The following is a 24,434-nucleotide window of genomic DNA, read 5'->3' as shown; positions in this document are numbered from 1 at the left end:
AAAGGAATGGACCACGGCATTGTCGCGGCAGCGGCGCGATGCGCCAAGCGCGGCGCATTCCAGAGCACTTCAATATCCGCCTGCTGCGCCTACCGTGATGCTCGAGGCATGGCAGTTCCGCCCTGTCGCAAGCGCGCCTCCCCATCGAAGCCTGTCGCCTCCGGCTAGTGGGTGATCCACACGCTGCACTGCGCCCCTGCCGGCCCGCCAGCACCACTCGAGGGCGTACTCCGTGATGGCAGGGTTGAGACCGACATCGATCGTCACCATAGAATCGGTCTCCAGATGCCAAGCGATGCCTCCCCCATGACCGAGACGACCTACGTATTCGACGCCACCACTGCGACCTTCGAGGCCGAAGTCCTGCAGAAGTCGCTGCAGACGCCGGTGCTGGTCGACTTCTGGGCCACCTGGTGCGGGCCGTGCAAGACCCTGGGCCCGATGCTGGAAAAGCTGGCTGCCGAGTACAACGGCGCTTTCGAGCTGGCCAAGGTCGATGTCGACAAGGAACAGCAGATCGCGGCAGCCTTCCAGATCCGCTCGGTGCCCACCGTGTTCCTGGTCAAGGGCGGCCAGCTGGTGGACGGCTTCCCCGGCGCCATTCCGGAAGGCCAGCTGCGTGAATTCCTGGCCCAGCACGGCATCGTGCCGGCCGATGTCGGCGATGCCGCCCCTGAAGATGACGCCCCGCTGGACCCGCAGGCGCAGGTCGACGTACTGCGCGCGCAGATCGCCGCCGAGCCGGACAAGGATGAGCTGAAGCTCGACCTGGCCCTGGCCCTGCTGCAGATCGGCGGCGTGGACGAGGCCGGTACCCTGATCGACGGCCTGCCGGCCAATCTGGCCACCGACGACCGCGCCGTGCGCGCCCGTGCCCGCTTGGCCTTCGCCGCTGCGCTGAAGGATGCTCCGGCGGCCGAGGTGCTGGAGGCCCGCATCGCCGCTGATGGCAAGGATCTCAAGGCCCGCCACCTGCGCGGCGTGCAGCTGCTGCTGGGCGGGCATGACGAGGCCGCCCTGGCGCAGTTCCTGGAAATGCTGCGGATCGACCGTGGATTCGAGGAGGGCCTGCCACGCAAAGCCTTGATCGACGCCTTCAATGTGATCTCCGACGAGGACCTGGTGGGCCAGTACCGCCGCAGGATGGCGTCGCTGCTGTTCTGAACGGAAGCCCGCTCCGTTCAGAATCCCTGCACTGAACGCGGGCAATAATGCGCGCGCTGGCGGCCTTGCGGTCGCCACGATCCGTTCGGGGGGATGAGGTCGGGGCCATGGGGTCTTGCAGCTGCACCCCCGCATTGCCGGGATTGCAAACTGTGACCGTCGTCCGCTCTCTGTCGTTCGCCATGCGTTTAACGGGCGCCCTGCTCTGCGCCCTCCTCCTGCCGCCTGCCATCGCCGGCGCCCAGGACTGGAACTACCGGGTCCGGCCCGGCGACACCCTGTGGGACCTGGGTGGGCTGTACCTGAAACCCTCGGTACGCTGGCAGCAGCTGCAGCAGCACAACCGCATCGACAACCCCTACCAGTTGCCGCCGGGCCAGCTGCTGCGCTTCCCGATCAGCTGGCTGCGCACCGAACCGGCGCCGGCCCGGGTGCTGTCGGTGCGCGGCAAGGTCGAGCTGTCCGGTGCCGATGGCACGGCGACCCGTGCGCTCCAGGCCGGCGAGCAGCTGCATATCGGTGACACCGTGGAAACCGAGGGCGATTCCAGCATCACGCTGGAATTTGCCGATGCCTCGCGCCTGCAGCTGCGCGAATACTCGCGCCTGCGCCTGGACCAGCTCAGCCGCTATGGCCACACCGGCATGGTCGACACCCGCTTGCGCCTGCAGCAGGGGCGTGCCAGCAACCGGGTGACGCCGGCGCGCGGCCCGGCCTCGCGCTACATCATCGATGCGCCCACCGCGACCAGCAGCGTGCGCGGCACGGTGTTCCGGGTCAGCGCCGGGGATACCGGGCACGTCGGCGCCACCGAGGTCCTGCAGGGCAAGGTGCAGGTCGGCAACCCCCATGGCCAGCGGCTGGTACGGCCGGGGCAGTCCACCCGCAGCAGCGCCGATGCGGCCCCCGCCGCGGTCTCGGCCCTGCTGCCGGCGCCGGCGCTGCGCAATGACGCGCTGCGCCTGGCGCCGCTGCCGACCCTGCTTGCCTGGGAACCGGTCACTGGCGCCGATCACTACCGGGTGGAAGTGGTGCAGGCGGCAACGCCGGAGATCCTGCTGTTCGCCACCTCCACCGCCGACACCCGGTTGGCGATCGGCGACCTGCCGCCCGGCCAGCTGCGCCTCCTGTTGCGCGCGGTCGACGCACAGGGCGTCGAAGGCATGGATGCGAGCGCCGATTTCGAGCTCAGTGACCAGCCACCGCCGCCGCTGACCGTATCGCCGCTGCATGGGCAGACGATCAACAGCGACCGCCCGCGCTTCCGCTGGAGCCAGGCCCCCGGTGCACGCAGCAGCGTGCTGCAGATCGCCGCCGAACCCAGCTTCCGGCAGCCACTGCAGGAGCAGGCTACCCATGCGACCGACCTGCGCCTGGCGCAACCGCTGCCGCCCGGACAGTACTACTGGCGCGTGGCCTCGCGCGATGCCGAAGGCCACCAGGGCCGCTATGGCCAGGCGCTGCCGCTGCAGCTGAGCAACGAGCCGGTGGACCCGGCACTGCAACCGCCCGAGGCCGCGCACGGCGAGCTCACCCTGCGCTGGCAGGCCGGCAGCGAAGGCCAGCGCTACCGGGTGCAGGTGGATCGCCGCGGTGACTTCAAGGCCCCATTGATCGATGAAACCGTGGCCCAGCCGCAGGTGAGCTTCAAGCGCCCGTGGAGCGGCACGCTGCACGTGCGCGTGCAGTACATCGACGATGACGGCCACGCCGGCGAGTTCTCCCCTGCCCAGCAGATCCCGTTGCCATGCCGCCTGTGCTACGGCGCCGGTGGCGGTGCACTGCTGCTCTGGTTGTTGTTGTGAGGCGCTCGCCGCTGCCATGGTCGAAGCGGATCCTGCTGGCCCTGCTGGCCGGCGTGCTGACCATCGTGGCCAGCCAGGGCCAATGGCTGTGGCGGCAGGACGAGGCGGCCTATGACGCACTGGTCGGCAACTGGGACTACCGCCCCGACCCCAGCGTGCTGATCGTGGCCATCGACGAAGGCAGCCTGCAGCGTATCGGCCAGTGGCCCTGGCCGCGCTCGGTGCATGCCCGCCTGCTGGACCGCCTGACCGATGCCGGCGCCGAACGCGTTGCGCTGGACCTGATGCTGTCCGAACCCGACCGTCGCGACAGCCGCCAGGATGATGAGCTGGCGGTCGCGATCCGACGCAACGGCCGGGTGGTGCTGCCGGTGCTGGCGGCACCGGCGGCCGGCGACCGCATGGCCGAGGAAATGCTGCCGATCCCGCAGATCGCCGCCAGTGCTGCCGCGATCGGCCACACCGATGTCGAGGTGGATGGGGACGGCGTCGCCCGCGGCGTCTATCTGCACGCCGGTATCGGACGGCCGCACTGGCCGGCACTGGGCCTGGCACTGGCCGACCTGCCGGCGGGTGCGGTACGCGGCCTGCCCGACCCCGACCCGGCGCTGGGCTCGCCCTATCAATGGCGTCGCGATGATTACGTGCGCGTGCGCTACGCCGGCCCGCCCGAGCGGCTGCCGCAGGTGTCCTATGCGGACGTGCTCGATGGGCACGTGGATGGAGCGATGCTGCATGGCCGCCGCATCGTGGTCGGGATGACGGCCAGCGGCATCGCGCCTCGCCTGCTGACCCCGACCACCCGCGAGTTCTGGATGAGCGGCAGCGAGTACCAGGCCAACATCACCTCGATGCTGCTGCAGCACAAGCAGATCGACGTGCTGCCGCACGCCTGGCAGCACGCCATCAGTGGCGTGCTGGTGGCGCTGTGCGTGATCCTGCTCGGCCTGCGCCTGCCGTGGCTGGTCGCGCTGTGTTCGCTGCCGATGCCGCCGCTGCTGAGCTGGCTGCTGCTGCGCACCGGTGACCTGTGGTGGGCACCGGCCAGCGCGATGCTGGGCGTGGTGCTGGCACTGCTGGTCTGGGCGGTGTGGCGGATCTCGGCCTGGCACCGCCTGGCCAACCGCGATGCCCTCACCGGCCTGGGCAACCGCCTGCGCTTCGAGCAGTCACTGCAGCAGGAATGCGACGCCGCGCGGCGCAGTGGCAAGCCATTGAGCCTGGCGCTGATCGACGTCGACCACTTCAAGCGCCACAACGACCGCCATGGCCACCAGGTCGGTGACCGCGTGCTGCGTGATGTCGCCCGCCTGATCGGCGCGCATGCCCGTCGCCCGCGCGACATGGCGGCGCGCTACGGTGGCGACGAATTCGCACTGGTGCTGCCGGATACGCCGGCCGAGGGCGCGCGCCGGGTGATCGAGGACCTGATTGCCTGCGTGCGTGCACTGCCGGCGCCGGGCGATGGCAGCGATGACGGCGTCACGCTCACCATCGGGGTATTCACCCGCGTGCCCGACGGTGACCTGCAACCGCACCATTTCGTGGAAGGCGCCGACACCGCCCTGTACCAGGCCAAGGCCAACGGCCGCGACGGGTTCATGATCGACGGCGGGACGTGACTCCCGGGGTGCAACATACGCATGCGAATGGTTAGACTGGGCACCTCGCCCCGCGCCCCGGACCCGCATGAACGCCCGCCTGTTCCGCTTCGGCATCAACCTCTGGCCGCCGTTCCTGTTCACCGGCATCCACGTCACCCGGATCACGTCCGATTACCGGCAGATCGACGTGGCACTGCGACTGCGGCCGTGGAACCGCAATTACGTGGGCACGCATTTCGGCGGCAGCCTGTTCGCGATGACCGATCCATTCTGGATGCTGGGCCTGCTGCACATCCTCGGCCGTGACTATTACGTGTGGGACCGGGCCGGTGCGATCGATTTCCTCAAGCCTGGCCGGGGCACGGTGCGCACTTCGTTCCGCATCGATGATGCACTGCTGGCCGAACTGCGTGCCGAAGCGGCCGGCGGCGAAAAGGTGCTGCGCTGGTTCAGCAACGATGTCGTCGACGAAAGCGGCGAAGTGGTCGCCCAGGTACGCAAGCAGGTGTACCTGCGGTTGAAGCCGCACGCACGCTGATCCAGCACGCGCGCGCTATCCTCGGCCTCCCTGCCATGGAGGCTCCGATGCGCCCGTATGCGCTTGCCACACTGCTGACCCTGCTGTCCTTCACCACCCACGCCCTCGACCTGCCACCGGTGCAGTATCCGACGCTGCCGGCCCAGGCGGCCAATGCCGCCGGTTTCGTCCCCCAGGGCTGGGCACTTGAATCGAGCGTCGAAGGCGATCTCGACCAGGATGGCCGCGCGGACCTGGTGCTGGTGCTGCGTCAGCAGGCGCCACGCAACGTCATCGAGCACGATGGCTTGGGTCCCTCGCCGTACGACAGCAACCCGCGCATTCTCGCCGTGGCGTGGTCGCGCCCGTCAGGCTACGTGCTGGCGGTGCAGGACCACCAGCTGATACCACGCCCGGACAATCCGGTGATGAGCGACCCGCTCGAAGACGGCGGCGTCAGCATCCAGCGGGGCACCCTGAAGGTCGCACTGTTTTCATTCGCCAGCGCGGGCAGCTGGTCAATGGGCACGACCGCCTTTACCTTCCGTTGGCAGGACGATGCCTTTGCGCTGATCGGCTACGACCAGAATTCGGTGATGCGCAATTCCGGGCAGACCGAGTCGGTGAGCGTGAACTTCTCCACCGGCAGGGTAAAGCGGAGCGAAGGCAGCATCGAGGACGACAAGGACAGCGTGCACTGGGAGCCCCTGCACAGCCGCCGCCGCTGGACGCTGCAGACCATCGGTGATGGCTGGGCATTCGATCCGCTGGCGGGCAGCGACTGAGACGCTGCTCAATCGCGCGCAGCAGCGGCCGGGGCGTTCTCCATCACCAGCGGCACCGACAGCCATGGGCTCTCGTCGGTGCTGCGCGACGGTGAACGCCGCGGCACCTGCAGACGGCGGCCATCGGCCGACAGCTGCGGTGCCCGCACCGGCGAGCGGAACTGCGCAGGCAGGCGCTGCAGCGCATCCACCGGATCCTGCGCCTGCTGCCGCAGCCAGCGCTGCGCGCCGATCAGCCGCACCATCGCGGCGGCATCCTGGGTCCGTGACGAATAGGCCGGATAGACCGGGCGGGCAATATCGGTCAGCACGCACCCCAGGATGTTCGACAGGCAGCCAAAGTCATGCTGCGGCGGTGCCGGCACCGGCAGCGGGCGATCCGCTTCCAGCGCCGCCATCGCCGCCGCGCCGCAGGCCCAGCCCAGATTGCCCGCCGCGCGCGCCAGGGTGCTGCTGCGATCCAGGACCAGCACCCCGCCGAATTCCTGCGCCGAAGTTTCGATCGCAGCCCGGCTCATCGCGTACTCACCCTGCATCGCACGGCACAGGCTCTGTTCGGCGGCCAGCATCGGCTGCATTGCCTGATCGCATTCCGCTGGCAACGGATGGTCGGCCGGCAGTTCGACCAGCATGTCGGCCAGCAGTTGGGCATTGGCCTGCACCAGGCTGGCACCGATGGTGCTCTCCACCAGGTAACTGCCGCCCGTCACCAGCCGCCGGCCCAGCTGAAGCCCCCTGCAACTGCCACGCAGCGCACCGTCGATATCGCCCTGCACATAGGCCAGCGCGCGTGCGCTGGTGGCATCGATCATCAGGCCATAGGTCGGCATCGGCACCAGGATGCCGTCGCCCTTGGGCCGGAATGGCGACACGAAGTGGTCCGCATCGGCCAGCTGGTCCAGGCGCGCATGCAGCTGCTGGTGGCCAGCGTGGGCATCGACGAAGCGCTGCGGGTCGGCGCGCACCTGGCCCAGGCAGTCACTGGCGGTCGGCCCGCAGCTGGCCGCCGGTCGTGATCGCAGCGCGTCATGGTCCTCCGCCAGCTGCGGTCCGGCGCCGCCATTGCCGCGCGGATCGGCCTCCCAACGCTGCACGTCGCGGGCCAGGGCCTGTTCGCGCTGGCGCGCGTCCAGATCGTCGAACGCGAGCGTCCACAGCAGCGCAAAACCGTTGTGGCCGTGGACGGGCAGGCGGGCCTGCAGGCGCTGCTGGGCCTGTAGCCGCGATTCCGGCACCGGCCACATGCGCGAGGCGCACCACACCACGATGGCCAGCACCAGAAGGCCTGCCAGGGTCCAACCCAGTCCGCGCAGAATCTTCAACACAGCTTCCCTTCCATGTGCCGTTGCCGCAGTCGATTCTCCAGCGTAATCGACCGGCCGTGACCGCTACAATGCGCACATGTCGCTCGAAGCCCCCGCCCTGGTCCCCCGCCCCTCCCTGCAGCGCCTGTTCCTGACCGGCCTGCTGACCCTGCTGCCGATCTGGCTGACCTGGGTCGTGGTCAAGTTCGTGTTCGTGCTGCTGTCGGGCATTTCCAGCCCGTTGGTGGTGCCACTTTCCGAGCAGATCGCGACAAGCTTTCCGCACTACCTCGGCTGGGTCCGGGCCGAGTGGATCCAGAACACCATCGCCCTGCTGGCCACCCTGCTGGTGATCCTGGCGGTGGGCGTGGCCAGCCGCCGCGTGCTGGGCCAGCGCCTGCTGCGCTGGGTCGGCGCGGTCATCAAGCGCATTCCGCTGGCCAGCATCATCTACGACAGCGCCAAGAAGCTGCTGGACATGCTGCAGACCGAACCGGGCAGCACCCAGCGCGTGGTGCTGATCGACTTCCCGCACCGCGACATGAAGTCGGTCGGGCTGGTCACCCGCGTGATCAAGGAACACGGCACCGACCGTGAACTGGCCGCGGTGTACGTGCCAACCACGCCGAACCCGACTTCGGGTTACCTGGAAATCGTGCCGGTGGAACTGCTGACCCCGACCGACTGGACCGTCGACCAGGCCATGAGCTTCATCATTTCCGGCGGCGCCGTCGCGCCGTCCAGCGTTCCGTTCACGCGCGCCGGCGATCGCAGCGAATGACCGCGGCGCCGATCGAGCGCCCGTTGCAGGACCGCGCGGTCCTGCTGTTCATCGTGCTGGCTGCGTTCTTCTGCGGCAATGCGGTGCTGGCCGAACTGATCGGAGTGAAGATCTTCGCGCTGGAAGACACCCTCGGCATCGATCCGCTGAACTGGAACCTGTTCGGCCAGACTGGTTCGCTCAGCTTCACCGCCGGCACCCTGCTATGGCCGGTGGTGTTCATCATGACCGACACCATCAACGAGTTCTTCGGCAAGCGCGGCGTGCGCTTCATCTCGTGGCTGGCCGTGGTCCTGATCGCCTATGGCTTCCTGTTCGCCTTCGCGGCGATCTCGCTGGCGCCGGCCAGCTGGTGGATCACCTCCATGGACGGGCACGGCGTGCCGGACTACCAGGCCGCATTCGCAGCGGTGTTCGGCCAGGGCATGTGGACCATCGCCGGTTCACTGGTGGCCTTCCTGCTCGGCCAGCTGATCGACGTGGCGGTGTTCCATCGCATCCGCCAGGCCACCGGCGAGCGCCACGTATGGCTGCGTGCGACCGGGTCCACCGCGATCTCGCAGGTGGTGGACAGCTTCGTGGTGATCTGGATCGCCTTCGTGCTCGGCCCGCAGCACTGGCCGACCTCGCTGTTCCTGGCCGTCAGCAGCGTCAACTACATCTACAAGATGGGCTTTGCAATTGCCCTGATTCCGCTGCTGTACCTGATGCGGCGTGCGATCACCCGCTATCTGGGCGCAGACAGGGCCGCTGCGCTGCGCGCGGCGGCGGCGGCTGACTGAAGCCCCAGCGGCGGCAAGCTGACTGCGCCTTCACGCTGGCCGTACGCGGCCGGATCGTGCAAGCTCCACGGTCTGTGTTCCACGGAAGCTCCTGATGCCGCATCCCACCCGCGCCCTGGCCGCCGCCATCGCCGCGTTGTTCCTGTTCAGTGCCGTGCCGTCGGCCGAAGCAGCGAAAAAGAAGGCCAGCCGCCCTGCCGCCGCGCAGACCCGCCAGGCTGCCAAGCCCAAGGCCAGGCCCGCCCGCGCCACCGCACCGGCGCGTGGCAGCTCGGCACGCCGCGCCGCGCCGCGTCCGGTGGCGCCGGCCCGTGCCGTACCCAAGCAGGTACAGCTGGAGCGCCTGTACGACGAGTACTGGGATGCCTCGATGCGGTTGAACCCGCTGCAGGCCACCTTCCAAGGCGAATCCCGCTACAACGACCAGCTGCCCAACATCCTGTCCGCCGCCTGGCGCCAGCAGTCGCACGACTTCACCACGCAATGGCTGGGCAAGGTCGAGAAGCTCGGCAGTGATGGCCTGCAGGGCCAGGACCTGCTCAGCTACGAGATCTTCGTGCGCGACGCACGCGCCTCGCTGGCCGCCGAGCGCTACCCGAGCTGGATGATGCCGATCAGCCAGTACTACAACATCGGCAGCATCATGGCGATCCTCGGTGCCGGTGCCGGCGCGCAGCCATTCAACACCGTGCAGGACTACGACACCTGGTCGCGCCGTTCGCTGGGCATTCCCGAACTGTTCGACCAGGCCATCGACAACATGCGCCAAGGCATGAAGGCCGGCGTGGTACAGCCGCGCGACCTGATGGAAAAAGTGCTGCCGCAACTGGATGCGGTGATCAAGCCGACCGCCGAAGAGAGCATCTTCTGGTCGCCGATCCGCACCATGCCCAACACCATCCCGGCCGAGGACAAGGCGCGCATCAGCGCCGAGTACAAGCGCATGATCGAACTGCGCATCATGCCGGCCTATCGCGCCCTGCGCGGCTTCATCGCCACCGAATACCTGCCGGCCACGCGCGCCAGCAGCGGCCTGGGCGCACTGCCCGATGGCCAGGCCTGGTACGCCAGCCTGATCGTGCAGACCACCGCCAGCGACCAGACCGCCGCGCAGCTGCACGCGCTGGGCGAACAACGCGTGCAGGAACTGCAGGCGCAGATCGCCACGGTGATGAAGGATGCCAAGCTGCGCGGCACCCCCACCAAGCTGCTGCGCAGCATGCGCAACGACCGCCAGTTCCAGTACGGCGATGCCAATGCGCTGATCAACCGTTACCGCCAGGTGCAGCAGCAGGTCAACGCACGCCTGCCGCAGGTGCTGGATACCTTGCCCAAGGCGCCGCTGGACGTACGCGCGGTGGAACCGGAGCGTGCGCTCACCGCCGCTGCCGCTGCCTACCAGCCAGCACTGCCCGGGCAATCCGCGGTGCTGTACGTGAACACCCGCGACCTGCCCGGCCGCAAGCGCTGGACCGTGCCGGTGCAGTACCTGCATGAAGCGATCCCCGGCCACCACGTGCAGCTGGGCCTGCAACAGGAGCTGGCCAAGCTGCCGCGCTTCCGCCGCCTCGGTGGCGATCTCGCCTTCGTCGAAGGCTGGGGCCTGTACGCCGAAACGCTGGGCGAGGACCTGGGCATCTACACCGATCCCTACGACCGCATCGGCTACCTGTACTCGCGCCTGCTGCGCGCCGCCCGCGTGGTGGCCGATACCGGCGTGAATGCCCAGGGCTGGAGCAAGCAGCAGGCTGTCACCTACCTGCAGAAGACCGTGGACATGAGCAGCGACGATGCCAACGCCGAAGTCGAGCGGGTCATGGCCCAGCCTGGCCAGGCACTGTCGAACGTGGCCGGCCTGACCACCATTGTCGCCCTGCGCGACAAGGCCAGGGCGCGCCAGGGCGCCGCCTTCGACCTGCGCCGCTTCCACGCCGAACTGCTGAAGGACGGCTCGATGCCGCTGGACGTGCTGGACCGCAAGATGGAACGCTGGATGGCCCAGCCGGCCAGCGCCACGCCCGCCCCGTCACCCTGAGCCTTCCGGAGCCGCCATGCGTCCTGCCGTCGCCCTGTTCGCCGCCGTGCTGGGCCTGCTGCCGCTGGCCACCGTTGCCGCACCGGTGCTGGCCCCACCGGATGCGGGCATCGACGGCCTGATGCAGGCCTACGACGGCCAGGTGCCCGGCGCCGCCGTACTGGTGCTGCATGACGGCAAACCGGTATTCCGGCGCGGCTATGGCCTGGCGGTGGTGGAGGACGGCACGGCGGTCACCGCGGCCAGCAACTTCCGGCTGGCCTCGGTCAGCAAGCAGTTCACCGCTGCGGCGGTGTTGCTGCTGGTGGAAGATGGCCGGCTCGGGCTGGACCAACCTGCCCGGCAATGGCTGCCCGAACTGCCCCCGGCTGCGGCCGCCATCACCATCCGCCAGCTGCTCTCGCATACCGGTGGCCTGCCCGACTACGAAGACCTGATGGACCCGGCTGATGCTCGGCAGGTGCATGACGCCGATGTGCTGACCCTGCTGTCGCGCCAGGACCGGCTGAACTTCGCGCCCGGCACGCAATACCACTACAGCAACAGCGGCTATGCGCTGCTGGCACTGATCGTCGGCCGCGCCTCCGGCCAGGATTTCGCAGCCTTCCTGCAACAGCGCATCTTCCGCCCGCTGGGCATGGCCCACACCGTGGCCCATCAGGACGGCATCGATACCATCGCCGCACGCGCCTATGGCTACAGCTGGATCGATGGCCGTTGGCGGCGCACCGACCAGAGCACCACCAGCGCCGTGCTCGGCGATGGCGGCATCTATTCCTCGCTGGACGACCTGGCCCGCTGGGATGCGGCGCTGTACGACGACCGCCTGCTGTCGAAGGCCTCGCGCCGCGCGATGTTCAGCCCCGCCACATCGACGCCCGAACCGGATGTACCGCACTACGGGTTCGGCTGGCGGCTGAATGGCCCCGTGCAATGGCACAGCGGCGAGAGCATCGGCTTCCGCAACGTGATCGTGCGCCACCCGGAAAAACACCTGACCGTGATCGTTCTGACCAACCGCAACGACCCCGAACCCTATCCGCTGGCGCTGAAGATCGCCCAGCGCTGGCTGGACACCCTGCAATGACCGCCGATTCCGGTGCCCTGCTGGGCATCCACCACGCCGCACTGATCTGCAGCGACTACGCACGTTCAAAAGACTTCTACGTGCGCATCCTCGGCCTGCGCGTGCTGGCCGAGAACCACCGCGCCGCGCGCGATTCCTGGAAGCTGGACCTGGCCCTGCCCGACGGCGGCCAGCTGGAACTGTTCTCCTTCCCCTCGCCGCCGCCCCGTCCCAGCCGCCCGGAAGCCCAGGGCCTGCGCCACCTCGCGTTCCGCGTGGCCACGCTGGAACCCTTCATCCAGCGCCTGTCAGCGCACGGCGTAGTGTGCGAACCGATCCGCGTGGACGAGTACACCGGCCGCCGCTTCACCTTCTTCGCCGACCCCGACGACCTGCCGCTGGAGCTGTACGAAGCCGGTTGACGTCCCCGGGGGTCAGATCCCTTTTCCGACGGAAAAGGGATCTGACCCCATCGCCGCCACCGGAAACGTCATCCACGCATGGCATGGATCTGTGTCGACCAAGGTCGACACCCACCAACCGCACCAGCACCGGCAGATCGCCGGAAACTGTCGAAGGCGGGGCATTGTGGGTTTGCGGGGTGTGAGCCGCATGGATGCGGCGACCAAGCCCCCAGGGACGGGTTTACGGCGGCCCCGCAAACCCACAGTGCCCCGCCATCCCTCAGCAAGTCCGCTTTTGCTGTTGCTCCGGCTGTTGCGGCTGCCTCCGCAGGTGCAGGGCGCAGCCCTGCAAAGCCCCCCTTCCCCATACCCCGCCGAATGGGTATACAGTCGACCCATGCCGGCACCGTGCCGGAATGAACCCTGGGAGGGGACCATGCGCAACACCTTCAAGACCCTGCTGCTGGCACTGCCGCTGTGCCTGGCCGCCCTGTCGGCCCAGGCCGCCGACGGCGCCGCCGGCCGCTGGAAGACCATCGACGACAAGACCGGCAAGGTGAAGTCGATCGTCGAGATCAGCCAAGCCGCCAACGGCACCCTGACCGGCAAGGTGGTCGACATCCTGCACTCGGACAAGGGCCCGAACCCGGTCTGCGATGGATGTGAAGGCGCCAACAGGAACAAGCCGGTGAAGGGCATGACCATCCTCTGGAACCTGAAGGCCGATGGCGCCAACAAGTGGTCCGGCGGCACCATCCTCGACCCGGCCAACGGCAAGACCTACAAGTCGAAGATGGAGCTGCAGCCGGGTGGCACCAGGCTGGACGTGTCCGGCTGCATCGCCTTCATCTGCCGCGCGCAGACCTGGCAGCGCGAGTAAGCGCCCCGGCCCCCGCTTCATCCCCGTGACCCGGCCCCGGCCGGGTCACGTCGTTGCGGGCATGCGATACTCTGCGGTTCCCCTCGGCTTCACCCCGCGACCATGACCCGTACCGCGCTCGTCACCACCGCCCTGCCCTACGCCAACGGCCCGCTGCACCTGGGCCACCTGGTCGGCTACATCCAGGCCGACATCTGGGTGCGTGCGCGGCGAATGAGCGGCGGCAAGGCCTGGTTCGTCTGCGCCGACGACACCCACGGCACGCCGATCATGCTGGCCGCGGAAAAGGCCGGGGTCACCCCGGAAACCTTCATCGCCAACATCCAGGCCAGCCACGAACGTGACTTCGCCGCCTTCGGCGTGGCCTTCGACCACTACGACTCGACCAACTCGGCGGCCAACAAGGCACTGACCGAGCAGTTCTACCTGAAGCTGGAAGCGGCCGGCCACATCAGCCGCCGTTCGGTCGCCCAGTTCTACGACCCGGCCAAGGGCATGTTCCTGCCCGACCGCTACGTCAAGGGCATCTGCCCGAACTGCGGCAGCCCCGACCAGTACGGCGACAACTGCGAAGTCTGCGGCGCGACCTATGCACCGACCGACCTGAAGGAGCCGCGTTCGGTCATCTCCGGCGCCACGCCGGAAATGCGCGATTCGGAGCACTTCTTCTTCGAGGTGGGCCACTTCGATGCATTCCTGCGCGAATGGCTGGCCGGCGATGTCGCCCTGCCGGGCGTGAAGGCCAAGCTGGGTGAGTGGCTCAACGCCGAAGGTGGCCTGCGCGCGTGGGACATCTCGCGCGATGCGCCGTACTTCGGTTTCCAGATTCCCGGCCAGCCGGGCAAGTACTTCTATGTCTGGCTGGATGCGCCGATCGGCTACCTGTCCAGCTTCCAGACCCTGTGCGGCAAGCTCGGCGAAGACTTCGAAGCGCACCTGCGCGCCGGCACCGCCACCGAACTGCACCACTTCATCGGCAAGGACATCGTCAACTTCCACGGCCTGTTCTGGCCGGCGGTGCTGCACGGTACCGGCCACCGCGCGCCGACCCGCCTGCACGTCAACGGCTACCTGACCGTGGACGGTGCCAAGATGAGCAAATCGCGCGGCACCTTCGTGATGGCGCGTACCTTCCTCGATGCCGGCCTGGAGCCGGAAGCGCTGCGCTACTACTACGCCGCCAAGTCCGGCGGTGGCGTCGACGATCTTGACCTGAACCTGGGTGATTTCATCGCCCGCGTCAACGCCGACCTGGTCGGCAAGTTCGTCAACCTGGCCAGCCGCTGCGCCGGCTTCATCAGCAAGCGCTTCGACGGCCAGCTGGCCGCGCAGCTGCCCGACGCGGCGCAGTACCAGCGCTTCGTCGACGGCCTGGCGCCGATCCGTGAAGCCTACGAGCGCAACGACCCGGCTGCGGCGATCCGCCTGACCATGACCCTGGCCGACGAAGCCAACCGCTACATCGACGACGTCAAGCCGTGGGTCATCGCCAAGCAGGAAGGCGCCGACGCGCAGCTGCAGGCCGTGTGCAGCCAGGGCCTGAACCTGTTCCGCGTGCTGGTCACCGCACTGAAGCCGGTGCTGCCGGCCACCGCCGCGCAAGCCGAGGCCTTCCTGGCCGCGCCGGTCAATGACTGGACCGAACTGGCACAGCCGCTGCTGGGCCACCGCATCACCGACTACACCCCGCTGTTCACCCGTATCGACCCGAAGAAGATTGACGCCATGATCGACGCCTCCAAGGACACCCTGCAGCCGGCCGCCGCTGCCGCCCCCGCCGCCAGGACCGACGCCGCCAAGCCGGCCACACCGGCCCCGGCCAAGGACGACGCGAAGAGCGCCGATGCTCCGGCCTATATCGGCATCGACGATTTCGCCAAGCTCGACCTGCGCATCGGCAAGGTGCTGGTGTGCGAGTTCGTGGAAGGTTCGGACAAGCTGCTGCGCTTCGAACTGGATGCCGGCGAACTGGGCAAGCGCCAGATCTTCTCCGGCATCCGTGGCAGCTACGGCGAGCCGGAAGCCCTGGTCGGTCGCAGCGTGGTGTTCATCGCCAACCTGGCCCCGCGCAAGATGCGCTTCGGCCTGAGCGAAGGCATGATCCTGTCGGCCGGTTTCGACGGCGGCGCGCTGGCGCTGCTGGACGCCGACAGCGGCGCGCAGCCGGGCATGCCGGTCCGCTGATGCCTGCAGCGGGCGCGGCCACCGCCGCGCCTGCCGGCAGCATCGGCCAGCGGAGGCAACGCGATGGGAAGCAATGGAATGGAACTGGCGCTGTTCGACTTCGACCACACGGTGACCACCTGCGATACCTATGGCCGTTTCCTGCGCCGCGTGGCCACCGCCGAACAGCTGGCGCAGGCGTGGTGGAAGGTCGGCCCGTGGCTGGCCGCATACAAGCTGAAACTGATCTCGGCCGAACGCATCCGTGCACGCGTCACCCGCCTGACCTTCAGCAACCGCCACAGCGATGACATCGCCACGCTGGCCGCAGGCTTCTCGCGTGAGTTCCTGCCCGAGGTGGTGCGCCCGGAAATGCTGGAGCAGATCCGCTGGCACAGGGAACAGCAGCATACCGTGGTGATCGTGTCCGGCTCGCTCGACCTGTACCTGCGGCCATGGTGCGAGCAGCTGGGCCTGCAGCTGATCTGCAACCGGCTGGAAAGCCAGGACGGCCGCCTGACCGGTCGCTATGCCGGTGGCGACTGCGGCCCGCGCAAGGTCGAGCACATCCGTCGCCAGTTCGATCTGTCCCGCTACGTGCGCATCCATGCCTACGGTGACAGTTCCGAAGACAAGCCGATGCTGGCGCTGGCCCACGAGCGCTGGTTCCGTGGCAAACCCCTGAAGTAACCCCGACGCGCAGCCTTCGCCACGCATGAGCCTGATCCCGCCCCTGACCGAACGCCTCGACCGCCTGCTGCCGCAGACCCAATGCGGGCAGTGCGGCTACGACGGCTGCCGCCCGTATGCGCAGGCGATGGCGCGCGGCGAGGTGGGCGTGGACCGCTGCCCGCCGGGCGGCGATGCCGGCGCGCGCGCGCTGGCGCAGGTACTGGGCGTGCCTGCCATTCCGTTTGATCGTTCGCGTGGCGAACACAAGGTGCCGCAGGTGGCGCTGATCGTGGAAGCCGACTGCATCGGCTGCACCAAGTGCATCCAGGCCTGCCCGGTGGACGCCATCGTCGGCGGCGCCAAGTACATGCACACGGTCATCGCCGATCTGTGCACCGGTTGCGAGCTGTGCGTTCCGCCGTGCCCGGTGGACTGCATCGAGTTGCTGCCCCTGTAACAGGGGTCGGATCCCTTTCCGCGGGAAAGGGATCCGACCCCATCCCGCAGTTACGGCACGGCCGCCGTCACCACGATCTCGACCTTCCACTCGGCGTGGGCCAGCTTGGCTTCGAAGGTTGCGCGGGCCGGGGTCGCGCCCTCGACCACCCACTCGTCCCACGCCTTGTTCATGCCGTCGAAGTCGGCGATATCGGCCAGGAACACTTCCGCGCGCAGCACGTGCTGGCGATCACTGGCGACCAGTGCCAGCAGCTTGTCGATCTCCGCCAGCACCTGCCGGGTCTGCCCGGTGATGTCCTGGCTGGTGTCTTCCGGAATCTGGCCGGAGAGGTAGGCGACCTTGTTGTACACGGTCATTTCGGACATGCGCGGTCCGACGTCGTAACGCTCCATCATGGGCGTGGCTCCTGCGGGTGATCAGGCCTGCATTGTCCTCCAATCCGGTCGACGGTGGGTGCACGGGCACCTTCCGCGACACGTCACTACCGGGCTCCGACGGTCCCACTGGTCAAATGACGATGACAGGCGCACGATGCGCCACGCCCGCGTTGACACCGCCCTCGCCCCTCCTGCCGCACCCTTGCGCCGATGACCGTACCCGTCGATTCCACCACTGCCCCTTCCACGCCAGCCTGGAAGCGGGTTGCCACCATCGTCATCCCGCTGCTGATCCTCGCCCTGGCCCTGCACGGCCTGGCCAACGAGTTCGACGAGCACGGCTACCGGGCCATCCGCCAGGCGTTCCGCCAGCTCAGTGGCATGCAGATCGCGCTCACCGTGGTACTCGGCCTGGCCAGTTACGCCTGCCTGATCGGCTTCGATGCCATCGGCCTGCGTCGCAGCGGCATCCGCGTGCACCCTGCGCGAGTCGGCATCACCGCGTTCCTTGCGCACACGCTGGGCCAGACCGTGGGCTTTGCCGCGTTGACCGGCGGCGCGGTGCGCCTGCGTGGCTACCGCAGCGCCGGCCTGGACCTGGCGCAGATCGGCCAGGTGGTGCTGATGAGCACGCTCGGCTTCGTGTTCGGGGCATGGCTGCTGATCAGCGTGGCACTGTGCATGGAACCTGCAGCGGCAGCGTTGGCATTGCCATTGAATCCCGATGCCGTGCGCATCGTCGGCATCGTCGCCCTGCTCGCATATCTCGGCACCGTGCTGCTGGTCGGCCGCGATGGACGGCAGTTCAGCGTGTTCGGCCATGCGTTGTGGCTGCCCGACCGCCGCACCATGATCGGCGTCACCGTGCTGAGCGTGATCGAACTGGTGCTGGCCAGTGCCGCGTTCTACGTGCTGCTGCCGGACTCCACGCCGACCGGACTGCCCGGCTTCGTCGGCCTGTACCTGGTGGCCGTGCTGGCCGGCCTGGTCTCGACCGTGCCCGCCGGCCTTGGCGTGTTCGAGTGGAGCCTGCTGAAGCTGTTGCCGCAGGTGGCACCGGCGGCGGTGCTGGCAGCGGCGCTGATCTACCGCGTCACCTACTACGTGCTGCCGCTGGTGCTGGCCACCCTGCTCGCCCTTGCGCCCGCCCTGCGCCAACCGCTGCAGGCCAGCGCCGGTGCAACCCGTGCGGGCTGGAACGCGCTGCGCCCGTGGCTGCCGCAGATCATCGCGCTGGCGGTGTTCAGCATCGGCGCCGCACTGGTCATCGACGGCACGCTGCCGACGCCACGCCGTCACCTGGTCAATGCCTCGCTGCCGATCCTGGAGACCTCGCACCTGATCGGCAGCCTCAGCGGCGTCGCACTGCTGCTGATCGGCCAGGGCCTGGCCCGGCGCAGCCACGCCGCGTGGGTGCTGGCGATGGCAGTGTGCGTGATCACCCCACTGCCGCTGTGGCTGCGGGGTGGCCAACTGTTGATCGCCGTCTCGGCAGTGCTGGTGGCGATGGCACTGTGGGCCGCACGTCGCGAGTTCTACCGCCAGGGCGCGCTGCTGGACGAAGCCTGGTCATGGCCGTGGCTGCGCAACCTCGGCCTGGTGCTGGTCGCGGTCACCTGGCTGCTGTTCTTCACCTACAGCCATGTCGAGTACCAGAACGAGCTGTGGTGGCAGTTTGCGATATCCGGCAACGCACCACGCGCGCTGCGCGCGTTGCTGGTCGTGGCGATCGCGCTGGTGATGTTCGGCCTGGCGCGGCTGCTGCACAGCACGCGCAGCCCGCTGCCAGCCGCCGACGAGGCCACGCTGCAATCACTGGCGCCGGTACTGGCCGGTGCCACCGATACCCAGGCCTGCCTGGTGCTGACCGCCGACAAGGCGGTGCTGCGCGACGAGGCGAAACAGGGCTTCGTGATGATGCAACGCTACGGCGGTTCGCTGATCGCGATGGGCGATCCGGTCGGCCCGCCGGAGGTCGCCCGCGCATTGATCTGGCGCTTCCGCGAGGAAGCCGACCGGCTCGGCCTGCGCCCTGTGTTCTACCAGGTCGGCGAGTCCTACTGGCAGACCTACCTCGACCTGGGCCTGGGCCTGGTCAAGCTGGGCGAAGAAGCGATGGTGCCGCTGCACGATTTCGGCCTGGAAGGCCGCGAACGTGCGGACCTGCGCCAGGCCTGGAACCGGGGCAAGCGCGGCGGCCTGTCCTTCCGTGTGGCACCGGTGGAGGAAATTCCCAGCCTGCTGCCGCGCCTGCACGCGATCTCCAACGCGTGGCTGGAAGACAAGGCCGGCGACGAAAAGGGCTTTTCGCTGGGCAGCTACGACCCGGATTACCTGGTGCGGTTCCCGGTGGCACTGGTCGAAGCCGAAGGCCAGATCGTGGCGTTCGCCAACCTGTGGCAGGCGCCGGCCGGTGCCGAGCTGTCGGTGGACCTGATGCGCCACGTCAACGAGGCGCCGAAGGGCACGATGGACTTCCTCTTCATCGAGCTGTTCCTGTGGGGCCGCGCGCAGGGCTATGCACGCTTCTCGCTGGGCATGGCGCCACTGTCCGGGCTGGCGCAGCATCGCCTGGCCGGCCGCTGGAACCGCCTGGCCGGCCTGCTGGCGCGGCATGGCGAACGCTTCTACGGCTTCAGTGGCCTGCGCCGCTTCAAGTCGAAGTTCGACCCGCAGTGGCGGCCACGCTATCTCGCTGCGCCGGGCGGCATGCACCTGCCAGCCGCACTGCTGGATGCCACGCGCCTGATCTCGCTGGACCCGCGGCGCAACTGACGCCCCGTACCACCAGGCATACCCGGCGCCACCTGCCGCCCGGTAGGTGTCGACCTTGGTCGACACGCTCATCCCCAAGGCGCCCTCAGCCCCAGCGCCGACCAAGGTCGGCGTCTACCAAGCGCTACATACCGCCCTTGAGGATCACCTCGGCCAGCCGATCATAGTCACCACCGAAATGGTGGTCACCCGGCAGCTTCACCTTCTTCACACCGTCATTGGCCGGCAGGTCCGGGCACAGTGCGTCCTCATCCTTGTCGCCGTACACGCACAGCGTTTTCTCCGCCGGCAGTCTGGCCACTTCCGGCGCGATCGGCAGGCCGTCGCCGCCGCCGCCCAGCCAGTTGCTGACGTGGAACTCGAAGTCGGCCTTCTTGCCTACCGACAGCAGCACGATGCGGTCCAGCGCTGCACGGGTATCGGCATCGAGCTGGTTGATGGTCGCCGGCAGCACGTCGGCCCCCTGCGAGAAACCGATCAGCATCACCTTGTCGCGGTGCCACTGCTGGCGGTAGTGATCGATGATCTTCTGCAGGTCAGCAGCGAAGCCCTTCGGCGTGCGCTCGCTCCAGAAGTAGCGCAGCGAGTCGATGCCGACCACGGCCACGCCGTGCTCGTTGAGCGACGACGCCACGTCCTTGTCCAGGCCGGCCCAGCCACCATCACCGGAGACGAACACGGCCAGCGTGTCGCCGTTGCCGGTCGACGGTACTTCCACCACCGGCAGGCCCTTCAGCGCGGCCGGCGGCGGTGCCAGGCTGACGCCTGCCTGCGCACCCATCACCCGCGCTGCAGCCACCAGGCCCGGTGAGGCATCACCACGCGCCGTGCGCTTGAACTCGCGCGCCATCGCCACCTGCTGCACGAAACCGCTGGCCTCGCCCGCCTTGCAGCCGTGATCACCGGCTGCACTCAACCACGGGAAGTTCAGTTCGGCGGGTTGCAGCGTGTTGCGCTTCACGCCATCGCCGCAGACCATGCGCTCGTGGTTGTGGTCCGGGCAGAAACCAGTGGTGAGCAGGCCGGCGAACACCTGCGTATCGGCCTGCGCAGCCAGCGCATAGGCCATTTCAGCGCCTTCGCCATCGCCGCCGACCAGCGGCAGGTGGTACCCGGGCAGATGCAGCGAGGCCTGCAGCCAGCGCGAGAAATTCTCGACATCGCCGGAACCGAACGAACAGGTCGGGTTGCCTTCGCGCTTGAGCACGCCGCGCAGGTGCGCGATGTCCACGGCGGCGACCATCGCACCGTCGGCACGCAGGGCCTCGATCGGCAGACGGCTGGTATCGCCACCGGGAGTCGGTTCGTGGAACCAGATCACCACCCGCTGCGGGGTACCGGCCGGCATATGCACCGGAATCTGTTCGAACCGCCCGTGGCTGAACTGCTGCACGGTCGCTGCCGCGGTTGCCGGCAGTGCGGCCAGCGCCAGCACCACGCCCATTACCCTGCCCAGCCCTGCACGCTTCATATCGCAGCCCCGATGGAATGCGCACACGATACGCTGCCTCCACGTGCACGGCACGTACCGGTGCAGGCCGTTGGGGTTTCAGCAGGCTGCGGCGCGACGACTGCGCCGATACAGCGCCAGCGCCAGATACAGCAGCCAGCCCACGATCACCACGATCACCACTTTCTGCCCCAGCCCGCGCGGCGGCCCGCCACGCCACAGCACGTGCAGCCACAGCAGCACGAAGGCCAGCCAGGCCCAGCCCCAGAGCAGGCCGGCGGCGGATTGCCAGCCCGGTTCGCGGCGCAGGTACCAGGCCTGCAGCAGCATGCCGACGCTGGCACACAGGAACGCAGTGTTGGCCGCCAACCCGTGGATGAACGGTGCCAGCAGCGGGGTTGCTTCGGGCAGCCAGCTGTCACCGATGGCGACCGTGGCCAGGCCCAGCGCCGAGACCGTGAACAGCAGCGGCGCCGCCGCGCTGCGCCGCGGGCCGATGCTGCCGCGATAAAGGGCGATGCCGAGCAGGGTGATCGCCAGTGCCAGCAGGCAGTACGCCGCACGCAACGCCAGCCCCCACGGCCCGTGCAGATAGAGGCTGAGCGTGGCCCGCACCCAGTCCAGGTCGGTGCGTGCGAACTGGGTCCACAGCGCGGTAACCAGGAACAGAACCAGGGCGGCCAGCGCCAGCAGCGCCGCCGGACGCGCGCGGCTCATGCGGAGGCTTCCGGGTGCCGCGCCTGCCATTCGGCCAACGCCTTGCGATAGCGCTGCAGCTCGTCGGCATACAGGTCCAGCACGCACAGCGGGCAACCGCTGCCACAGCATTCGTTGGGACCGGGCTCTTCCGGCGGCAGCGGACGGGGATCGGGATCAGGGACGGACACGGTTGGAAGCGGCAATCGGTGGAAACGGGCCCCAGTGTAGCGGGCTGGCTCAGCGACCCAGCTGCCGCCGCAGGTTGTCGCGCGCGGCCGCGTCGAGGCGCTGGTGGAAGAACTCGCTGAGGAAGATGCGCGGTGCGCGCAGCAGGCCCTGCAGGAAACGGCGGCGGCCAGCGCGATACAGGAAGCCCGGCACCACGCCCTTGTACTCTTCGGCCACGCCCCGGTCATAGGCGGTGAACACCGGTTCCGGCGCGGCCAGGATCGCCATGTCGCAGTCCAGGAACAGCGCGGCCTCGGCATCGACATCGTCCGGGCCGAGCGCGCCATGGCGGGCGGTCAGCAGGATCAGCTGCTCGACCCGGGCGGCATCGACAGCGGCGAGTTCCGGCGCCTGCGTGATCGCCTGCAGGGCCATCTGCGCCGAACGTGCTTCGTTGTCCTTTCGCCCCGCCACGTAGATCGCATCGTGGTAGAGCACGGCCAGGTAGACCTCGGCCGGCTGCTGCCAGCCGGGGCCGTCGGCAACCTCCTGGCAGTGCTGCAGCACCGCGCGCACGTGGCCGAAGTGATGGTAGGCGCGTGGTGGCGTTGCATAGCTGTCCTGCAGCGCCTGCCACTGCGCCGGAGCGAGCGTCAGCGGGGAAAAGTCCATGCCCGGATCATCCCGCCTGCGCGGTTGACGGGCAAGCTGTCGCTTTTTTCACCACGTCCTCACAACGCCCTTCGCACTAGGCCGCAACGCGGTTGTCCACAGCTTTCCCGAGCGCTGGTCCACACCGGTTGTGGATGAACGTGCGGACCGACCAACGGTCGCTGCAGCGGTGCGCGCACAGGTCTACACTCGCCTCAGGCGGGAGCGCCCGCCGCTGCCGGGAGCCGTCATGTACCGTCCTGCCGCCCGATTCGTTCTGCTCGCACTGGCCGCATTGGCAGCACCGTCCGCGATCGCACAGGATCATCCGGGAACGGCCGCGCCGCTGGCCGTTGCCAGCACCGCCACTCCGGCGATGCCGACGCCGCAGCAGGTGTTCGCGATTCCAGCGGCGATGCGCGACATGCTGCGCACGCAGGTGATCAATCACAGTTACTCCCGCGAGCAGCGCCTGCAGGCGCTGGTGGAGATGATCTTCGACCGCCACGGTCTGGACCTGCAGTACGACGCCGATGCGACCTTCACCGTCAGCGAGATCTGGCAGCAGCGGCGCGCCAACTGCCTGGCCTTTACCCTGATGTTCGTCGCGCTGGCACGCGAAGCCGGCATCCAGGCACGCGTGCAGGAAGTCGGCCAGGTCGTGTCGTGGTACCAGGACCAGGCCCAGGGCCTGGTCTACAGCGTCGGCCACGTCAATGCCGGGGTCGGCTTCGCCGGCCGCTTCGCCACCGTCGATCTGGATCGCAACGTGCTGTACGACCGCCGCGGGCCGCTGCCGATCAGCCAGGCACGGGCATTGGCACACTTCTACAACAACCGCGGCGCCGAACGCATGGCCAGCGGCGATCTGGTGGGTGCACGCACCTTCTTCAATGCCGCGCTGGCACAGGACAACAGCTTCGCCGCCACCTGGAACAACCTGGGCGTGCTGGAAAACCGTACGGGCGATACCGCCGCCGCGCGCCGGGCATTGGAAACGGCGCTGCGACTGGACGGCCGCCAGGACGCTGCACTGACCAACGCCAGCGCGCTGTACCGGAAGCTGGGCATGGTCATGCAGGCGCAGGCGCTGGAGCAGCGCCTGCAGTCGGTGCAGCGCGAGGATCCGTTCGCGCAGTACATGCTCGGCGCCGAGGCCGAACGCGCCGGCCGACTGGATCAGGCGATCCGCTATTACCGGCAGGCCGTGCGCCTGTACGACACCGCACACCAGTTCCACTTCGGGCTGGCGCGGGCCTATTTCCTGGCCGGCCAGCTCAGGCGCGCCGATCGTGAACTGCTGCGCGCGCAGGCGCTGGGCGGTGCCCCGCAGCAGGCGCGCTACCAGGCCAAGCTGGACAGCCTGGCCCGCTGGCGCGCACAGCAGCAGGCCAGGCGCTGAAGGCCGGTCAGGCCTTCTTGAGGAAGCAGGTCTTCAGGACCAGGCCCTTGATCTTCTCCGAGTTGCCTTCGATGTGCTCGGCATCGTCCTCGACCAGGCGGATGTTGCGGATCACGGTACCCTGCTTGAGCGGGATCGAGGAACCCTTCACCTTCAGGTCCTTGATCACGGTGACCGTGTCACCGGCCTGCAGGGTATTGCCGTTGCTGTCACGCACGACCAGGGTCGAACCGGCACTTTCCTCGGCGGTCCATTCGAAGCCGCAGTCGGCGCAGATCCACAGCGCGCCATCGGCATAGGTGTTTTCCAGGGTGCACTGCGGGCAGGCGGGGGCAGAAGACATCAGCAAGTACCTCAAAGTGAATCAACAGCCGCCATTGTAACCGCCCGGCTCGCCTGCCCTTTTCCGGGCGGCGCCCGGCTCCCGGCTTGACCCGATCCGGCCTCCCGATACGGAATGGGAGGCCGCAGGAACTTGCAGTCGGCGGCG

23 protein-coding genes are annotated in these 24,434 nt (G+C 68.4%); 16 read left to right on the top strand and 7 right to left on the bottom strand.

Annotated features, from left to right (window positions below; translation table 11 throughout):
• Positions 1–306 precede the first annotated feature (306 nt).
• From trxA to E5790_RS15715, 5 genes are all read left to right on the top strand, one after another.
• Positions 307–1,164 (top strand): thioredoxin, encoded by an 858-nt coding sequence (gene trxA / locus E5790_RS15735; RefSeq protein WP_014038035.1) that lies wholly within the window; start codon positions 307–309, stop codon positions 1,162–1,164.
• A gap of 107 nt (positions 1,165–1,271) precedes the next feature.
• Positions 1,272–2,969, top strand: a complete 1,698-nt coding sequence (locus E5790_RS15730) for a FecR domain-containing protein (RefSeq protein WP_111206951.1) — start codon at positions 1,272–1,274, stop codon at positions 2,967–2,969.
• Positions 2,966–4,591 carry a CHASE2 domain-containing protein gene (locus E5790_RS15725; RefSeq protein WP_111206952.1) on the top strand — a complete coding sequence of 542 codons (1,626 nt, stop codon included), beginning with the start codon at positions 2,966–2,968 and terminating at the stop codon, positions 4,589–4,591. Before E5790_RS15730 ends, E5790_RS15725 begins: the two co-directional genes overlap by 4 nt.
• A 67-nt stretch (positions 4,592–4,658) precedes the next feature.
• On the top strand, positions 4,659–5,111 hold the full coding sequence (locus E5790_RS15720) for a DUF4442 domain-containing protein (protein ID WP_111206953.1): 453 nt from the start codon (positions 4,659–4,661) through the stop codon (positions 5,109–5,111).
• Positions 5,112–5,158: 47 nt separating this feature from the next.
• Complete coding sequence (locus E5790_RS15715) at positions 5,159–5,875, top strand: hypothetical protein (protein WP_111206954.1); 717 nt, start codon at positions 5,159–5,161, stop codon at positions 5,873–5,875.
• An 8-nt stretch (positions 5,876–5,883) separates the two neighbouring features.
• On the opposite strand, the gene E5790_RS15710 is transcribed toward E5790_RS15715, so the two are convergent.
• Entirely contained in the window at positions 5,884–7,200 is a 1,317-nt protein-coding gene (locus E5790_RS15710; protein ID WP_111206955.1) for a hypothetical protein, read from the bottom strand.
• Between the two features lie 76 nt (positions 7,201–7,276).
• On the opposite strand from E5790_RS15710, the gene E5790_RS15705 reads away from it, so the two are divergent.
• The 9 genes from E5790_RS15705 to rnfB all read left to right on the top strand — a co-directional run bounded on the left by E5790_RS15705 (position 7,277) and on the right by rnfB (position 16,419).
• Positions 7,277–7,960: a DUF502 domain-containing protein gene (locus E5790_RS15705; RefSeq protein WP_014647956.1), complete on the top strand. Its 684-nt coding sequence runs from the start codon at positions 7,277–7,279 to the stop codon at positions 7,958–7,960.
• A complete protein-coding gene (locus E5790_RS15700) occupies positions 7,957–8,742 on the top strand; it encodes a queuosine precursor transporter (protein ID WP_032958685.1) in 786 nt (261 codons plus the stop codon). The genes E5790_RS15705 and E5790_RS15700 overlap by 4 nt, the downstream gene beginning before the upstream one ends.
• A gap of 94 nt (positions 8,743–8,836) precedes the next feature.
• On the top strand, positions 8,837–10,777 hold the full coding sequence (locus E5790_RS15695) for a DUF885 family protein (RefSeq protein WP_111207089.1): 1,941 nt from the start codon (positions 8,837–8,839) through the stop codon (positions 10,775–10,777).
• A 16-nt stretch (positions 10,778–10,793) separates the two neighbouring features.
• Positions 10,794–11,864 (top strand): serine hydrolase domain-containing protein, encoded by a 1,071-nt coding sequence (locus tag E5790_RS15690; protein ID WP_046431895.1) that lies wholly within the window; start codon positions 10,794–10,796, stop codon positions 11,862–11,864.
• On the top strand, positions 11,861–12,265 hold the full coding sequence (locus E5790_RS15685; protein ID WP_014647959.1) for a VOC family protein: 405 nt from the start codon (positions 11,861–11,863) through the stop codon (positions 12,263–12,265). The genes E5790_RS15690 and E5790_RS15685 overlap by 4 nt, the downstream gene beginning before the upstream one ends.
• A 418-nt stretch (positions 12,266–12,683) precedes the next feature.
• The gene (locus tag E5790_RS15680; RefSeq protein ID WP_032958676.1) at positions 12,684–13,127 is read left to right on the top strand and encodes a DUF2147 domain-containing protein; all 444 of its coding nucleotides are present in this window, start codon (positions 12,684–12,686) and stop codon (positions 13,125–13,127) included.
• Between the two features lie 102 nt (positions 13,128–13,229).
• Positions 13,230–15,311 carry a methionine--tRNA ligase gene (gene metG / locus E5790_RS15675; protein ID WP_014647960.1) on the top strand — a complete coding sequence of 694 codons (2,082 nt, stop codon included), beginning with the start codon at positions 13,230–13,232 and terminating at the stop codon, positions 15,309–15,311.
• A 78-nt stretch (positions 15,312–15,389) separates the two neighbouring features.
• On the top strand, positions 15,390–15,980 hold the full coding sequence (locus tag E5790_RS15670; protein ID WP_032958670.1) for an HAD family hydrolase: 591 nt from the start codon (positions 15,390–15,392) through the stop codon (positions 15,978–15,980).
• A 25-nt stretch (positions 15,981–16,005) separates the two neighbouring features.
• Complete coding sequence (gene rnfB / locus E5790_RS15665) at positions 16,006–16,419, top strand: Rnf electron transport complex subunit RnfB (protein ID WP_111207090.1); 414 nt, start codon at positions 16,006–16,008, stop codon at positions 16,417–16,419.
• Between the two features lie 50 nt (positions 16,420–16,469).
• On the opposite strand, the gene E5790_RS15660 is transcribed toward rnfB, so the two are convergent.
• Complete coding sequence (locus tag E5790_RS15660; RefSeq protein ID WP_005418155.1) at positions 16,470–16,817, bottom strand: RidA family protein; 348 nt, start codon at positions 16,815–16,817, stop codon at positions 16,470–16,472.
• A 192-nt stretch (positions 16,818–17,009) separates the two neighbouring features.
• Here E5790_RS15660 and mprF point away from each other — a divergent pair, with 192 nt between their 5' ends.
• Positions 17,010–19,574, top strand: coding sequence for a bifunctional lysylphosphatidylglycerol flippase/synthetase MprF (gene mprF / locus E5790_RS15655; RefSeq protein WP_014647963.1), 2,565 nt, complete (start codon positions 17,010–17,012; stop codon positions 19,572–19,574).
• 124 nt (positions 19,575–19,698) lie between these two features.
• On the opposite strand, the gene E5790_RS15650 is transcribed toward mprF, so the two are convergent.
• The 4 genes from E5790_RS15650 to E5790_RS15635 form a co-directional block, all read right to left on the bottom strand.
• A complete protein-coding gene (locus E5790_RS15650) occupies positions 19,699–21,045 on the bottom strand; it encodes an AcvB/VirJ family lysyl-phosphatidylglycerol hydrolase (RefSeq protein WP_032958666.1) in 1,347 nt (448 codons plus the stop codon).
• A gap of 78 nt (positions 21,046–21,123) precedes the next feature.
• Entirely contained in the window at positions 21,124–21,741 is a 618-nt protein-coding gene (locus E5790_RS15645; protein WP_014647965.1) for a DUF998 domain-containing protein, read from the bottom strand.
• Positions 21,738–21,911, bottom strand: a complete 174-nt coding sequence (locus tag E5790_RS15640) for an oxidoreductase-like domain-containing protein (RefSeq protein WP_032958663.1) — start codon at positions 21,909–21,911, stop codon at positions 21,738–21,740. Before E5790_RS15640 ends, E5790_RS15645 begins: the two co-directional genes overlap by 4 nt.
• Before the next feature lie 49 nt (positions 21,912–21,960).
• Complete coding sequence (locus tag E5790_RS15635) at positions 21,961–22,563, bottom strand: hypothetical protein (RefSeq protein ID WP_014647966.1); 603 nt, start codon at positions 22,561–22,563, stop codon at positions 21,961–21,963.
• A gap of 229 nt (positions 22,564–22,792) precedes the next feature.
• On the opposite strand from E5790_RS15635, the gene E5790_RS15630 reads away from it, so the two are divergent.
• A complete protein-coding gene (locus tag E5790_RS15630) occupies positions 22,793–23,944 on the top strand; it encodes a tetratricopeptide repeat protein (RefSeq protein ID WP_111207091.1) in 1,152 nt (383 codons plus the stop codon).
• Positions 23,945–23,951: 7 nt separating this feature from the next.
• On the opposite strand, the gene E5790_RS15625 is transcribed toward E5790_RS15630, so the two are convergent.
• Positions 23,952–24,287, bottom strand: a complete 336-nt coding sequence (locus tag E5790_RS15625) for a zinc ribbon domain-containing protein YjdM (RefSeq protein WP_049442344.1) — start codon at positions 24,285–24,287, stop codon at positions 23,952–23,954.
• Positions 24,288–24,434 lie beyond the last annotated feature (147 nt).

Source organism: Stenotrophomonas sp. PAMC25021 (assembly GCF_004795795.1).
Taxonomy (GTDB): Bacteria; Pseudomonadota; Gammaproteobacteria; order Xanthomonadales; family Xanthomonadaceae; genus Stenotrophomonas; species Stenotrophomonas muris.
The sequence above is the reverse complement of the archived record's forward strand: the minus strand, read 5'-3'. Positions and strand labels throughout refer to the sequence as shown.

Bases quoted from the DNA above. Each gene is read 5' to 3' on its own strand.
- trxA (WP_014038035.1), top strand. From the start codon at position 307: ATGACCGAGACGACCTACGTATTCGACGCCACCACTGCGACCTTCGAG.
- E5790_RS15730 (WP_111206951.1), top strand. From the start codon at position 1,272: ATGGGGTCTTGCAGCTGCACCCCCGCATTGCCGGGATTGCAAACTGTG.
- E5790_RS15720 (WP_111206953.1), top strand. From the start codon at position 4,659: ATGAACGCCCGCCTGTTCCGCTTCGGCATCAACCTCTGGCCGCCGTTC.
- E5790_RS15715 (WP_111206954.1), top strand. From the start codon at position 5,159: ATGCGCCCGTATGCGCTTGCCACACTGCTGACCCTGCTGTCCTTCACC.
- E5790_RS15705 (WP_014647956.1), top strand. From the start codon at position 7,277: ATGTCGCTCGAAGCCCCCGCCCTGGTCCCCCGCCCCTCCCTGCAGCGC.
- E5790_RS15700 (WP_032958685.1), top strand. From the start codon at position 7,957: ATGACCGCGGCGCCGATCGAGCGCCCGTTGCAGGACCGCGCGGTCCTG.
- E5790_RS15695 (WP_111207089.1), top strand. From the start codon at position 8,837: ATGCCGCATCCCACCCGCGCCCTGGCCGCCGCCATCGCCGCGTTGTTC.
- E5790_RS15690 (WP_046431895.1), top strand. From the start codon at position 10,794: ATGCGTCCTGCCGTCGCCCTGTTCGCCGCCGTGCTGGGCCTGCTGCCG.
- E5790_RS15685 (WP_014647959.1), top strand. From the start codon at position 11,861: ATGACCGCCGATTCCGGTGCCCTGCTGGGCATCCACCACGCCGCACTG.
- E5790_RS15680 (WP_032958676.1), top strand. From the start codon at position 12,684: ATGCGCAACACCTTCAAGACCCTGCTGCTGGCACTGCCGCTGTGCCTG.
- metG (WP_014647960.1), top strand. From the start codon at position 13,230: ATGACCCGTACCGCGCTCGTCACCACCGCCCTGCCCTACGCCAACGGC.
- E5790_RS15670 (WP_032958670.1), top strand. From the start codon at position 15,390: ATGGAACTGGCGCTGTTCGACTTCGACCACACGGTGACCACCTGCGAT.
- rnfB (WP_111207090.1), top strand. From the start codon at position 16,006: ATGAGCCTGATCCCGCCCCTGACCGAACGCCTCGACCGCCTGCTGCCG.
- E5790_RS15660 (WP_005418155.1), bottom strand. From the start codon at position 16,817: ATGATGGAGCGTTACGACGTCGGACCGCGCATGTCCGAAATGACCGTG.
- mprF (WP_014647963.1), top strand. From the start codon at position 17,010: ATGACCGTACCCGTCGATTCCACCACTGCCCCTTCCACGCCAGCCTGG.
- E5790_RS15650 (WP_032958666.1), bottom strand. From the start codon at position 21,045: ATGAAGCGTGCAGGGCTGGGCAGGGTAATGGGCGTGGTGCTGGCGCTG.
- E5790_RS15645 (WP_014647965.1), bottom strand. From the start codon at position 21,741: ATGAGCCGCGCGCGTCCGGCGGCGCTGCTGGCGCTGGCCGCCCTGGTT.
- E5790_RS15635 (WP_014647966.1), bottom strand. From the start codon at position 22,563: ATGGACTTTTCCCCGCTGACGCTCGCTCCGGCGCAGTGGCAGGCGCTG.
- E5790_RS15630 (WP_111207091.1), top strand. From the start codon at position 22,793: ATGTACCGTCCTGCCGCCCGATTCGTTCTGCTCGCACTGGCCGCATTG.
- E5790_RS15625 (WP_049442344.1), bottom strand. From the start codon at position 24,287: ATGTCTTCTGCCCCCGCCTGCCCGCAGTGCACCCTGGAAAACACCTAT.